Raw genomic sequence first — 2,497 nt, forward strand, 5'->3', positions numbered from 1 at the left:
ACGCTGTTGAGTTCTCAAGGAACGGTCGCTTCCTTTGTACTCACCCTCTCGGGCTTTCCTCCGGGCGCTTCCCTTCGTTCTTGCGTTTCCGACTCTATCAGATCTTTTCTCGATCCGATTTCCTCGGTGCTTTCCAGGTTCCCGCTTTCGCGTTTCCCTTTCCGGCGGTTCCGACTTTATCAGAAGTTCTGAGCCGGTCTGACCGGCCGCTCATTTCTGAGTAATCGGAATGCTTCTCGGAATGTCGTTCAACGACTTTTGAGAAGCGATTAGATTCTAGAGGCCGCCCAGCGGACTTGTCCAGCTCCAGGCAACTGTTTGAATCTACCTCCCCACTCCCTCCGTGTCAACGGCTCTTGCGGGGCGAAGAGGACACTAGCAGCTCACGGGGGCCGAGCGCACATCCGGCCGGGTCAGGCAGCCGTGGGCACGGAGGCGCTGCGGTCCGCCGCCTCCAGGTCCCCGTTCTCGCCGGCGCGTGCCGCGCGACCGCCCAGGACGTAGACGTACGCCAGGAAGGCCAGCTCGGCCGCGATCCCTATGCCGATGCGGGCCCAGGTGGGCAGGCCGGACGGCGTGACGAAGCCTTCGATGGCACCGGAGACGAACAGCACCAGGGCGAGGCCGATCGCCATGCCGACGGCGGCTCGTCCTTCCTCGGCGAGGGCGGCGCGCCGGGTGCGCGGACCGGGGTCGATCACGGTCCAGCCGAGACGCAGGCCGGTGCCGGCGGCGACGAAGACCGCGGTCAGTTCGAGCAGACCGTGCGGGAGGACCAGGCCGAGGAAGGTGTCGAGGCGGCCGGCCGAGGACATGAGGCCGAAGCCGACGCCCAGATTGAGCATGTTCTGGAAGAGGATCCAGAGGACGGGCAGTCCCAGGAAGACACCGAGGACGAGGCACATCGCCGCCGCCTGGGCGTTGTTCGTCCACACCTGGGCGGCGAAGGCGGTCGCGGGGTGACTGGAGTAGTAGGTCTCGTACTCACCGCCCGGGCGGGTCAGCTCGCGCAGCCGGCCGGGCGCCGCGATCGACGACTGCACCTCCGGGTGGGTGCCGATCCACCAGCCGAGCAGAACGGCGACCGCGGTGGAGACGAGTGCCGTGGGCACCCACCAGTGGCGGCTGCGGTACACCGCTGCCGGGAAGCCCTGGCTCAGGAACCGCGTCACGTCGCGCCAGGAGGCGCGGCGGGTACCGGCGACGGTGCTGCGCGCGCGTGCCACGAGTTGGCTGAGCCGTCCCGTCAGCTGCGGGTCCGGTGCGCTGGACTGGATGAGGGACAGATGGGTGGCGGTGCGCTGGTAGAGGGAGACGAGTTCGTCCGCTTCGGTGCCGGTGAGCCGGCGCCGGCGGCGGAGCAGTGCGTCGAGCCGGTCCCATTCGGCTCGGTGTACGGAGACGAAGACGTCCAGGTCCATCGGGTCTGCCTGCTCCTCGGCTGGTCTCCGGGGCTCGTCATGGATGCCCGCTGCCGCTGTCAGCTTGTCGTACTGCGGCACGATGCGCCCACAGCTTGGCAGACTTGCGGTTCAGGGGGCGGACCAGGGAAGGACGGCGGGCGTGAGTGAGCTGGTGACGGGCGAGGCGGTGGCCCTGGAGCTGCGGCCCGCGAAGCTGCCGAGCAGGGCGTTGGCCGTGTTGCTCGATCTGGTGGTGGCGATGGTCGCGTACCTGGTCGTGATGATCGTGCTGGTGGCGTCGACGGCTTCGATGGATGAGGCCGTGCAGGTGGCGCTGTCGATCGCGGCGTTCCTGCTGGTGCTGGTCGGCGGGCCCATCGCCGTCGAGACCCTCAGTCACGGGCGTTCGCTGGGGAAGCTGGCGTTCGGGCTGCGGGTGGTGCGGGACGACGGGGGGCCGATCCGTTTCCGGCACGCGCTGGTGCGGGGCGCGCTCGGAGTGGTCGAGATCGTGATGACGTTCGGCGTGGTGGCCTGCATCGCCTCGTTGGTCTCTGCGCGGGGGCGGCGGCTCGGTGACGTGTTCGCCGGGACGCTCGTCGTGCGCGAGCGGATACCGGCCGGGCGTACGGGGTTCGTCCCCCCTCCGCCGCCGTGGCTCGCGGGGCGGTTCGCCGGACTGGACCTGTCGGCCGTGCCGGACGGGTTGTGGCTCGCCGTACGGCAGTACCTGACGCGGGTGCACCAGCTCGATCCGCAAGTGTCGGCGGGGATGGCGCAGCGGCTGGCGGCCGAGCTCGCGGGCCGTACGGGGGCCCCGGTGCCGCGGGACCTGTCTCCGGCCGCCTTCCTGGCGATCGTGGTCCACGAGCGGCAGTCCCGCGAGGCCGTGCAGGCGTTCGGTCACAGCGGTGTGGTGTCCGGCGGCTTCGCCCCGGTGGTGGCACAGCCACCGGGTGCGCCGACCGCGTACCCGGCCCCGTCCCACACTCCGTACCCGTCTCCGTATCGGCCCGAGTCCTCCCGTCAGGCTCCGGCTTCGTACCAGCCCCCCGCCGGGTATCAGCCGCTGGCCGCGCAGCGGCCCGACGCCC

General features: G+C 69.8%; 2 protein-coding genes. One reads left to right on the top strand and one right to left on the bottom strand.

What is annotated here, in order from left to right:
• Positions 1–413 precede the first annotated feature (413 nt).
• Positions 414–1,421 (bottom strand): stage II sporulation protein M, encoded by a 1,008-nt coding sequence (locus IE312_RS18535; protein ID WP_189983178.1) that lies wholly within the window; start codon positions 1,419–1,421, stop codon positions 414–416.
• A 142-nt stretch (positions 1,422–1,563) separates the two neighbouring features.
• On the opposite strand from IE312_RS18535, the gene IE312_RS18540 reads away from it, so the two are divergent.
• Positions 1,564–2,497, top strand: a 934-nt coding sequence (locus IE312_RS18540; RefSeq protein ID WP_229900066.1) for an RDD family protein, incomplete at its 3' end; no start/stop codon positions are given.

Source organism: Streptomyces capoamus (assembly GCF_014654935.1).
Lineage (GTDB): Bacteria > Actinomycetota > Actinomycetes > Streptomycetales > Streptomycetaceae > Streptomyces > Streptomyces capoamus.

Excerpts from the sequence above, each read along its gene's own strand:
- IE312_RS18535 (WP_189983178.1), bottom strand. The coding sequence starts at position 1,421 with ATGGACCTGGACGTCTTCGTCTCCGTACACCGAGCCGAATGGGACCGG.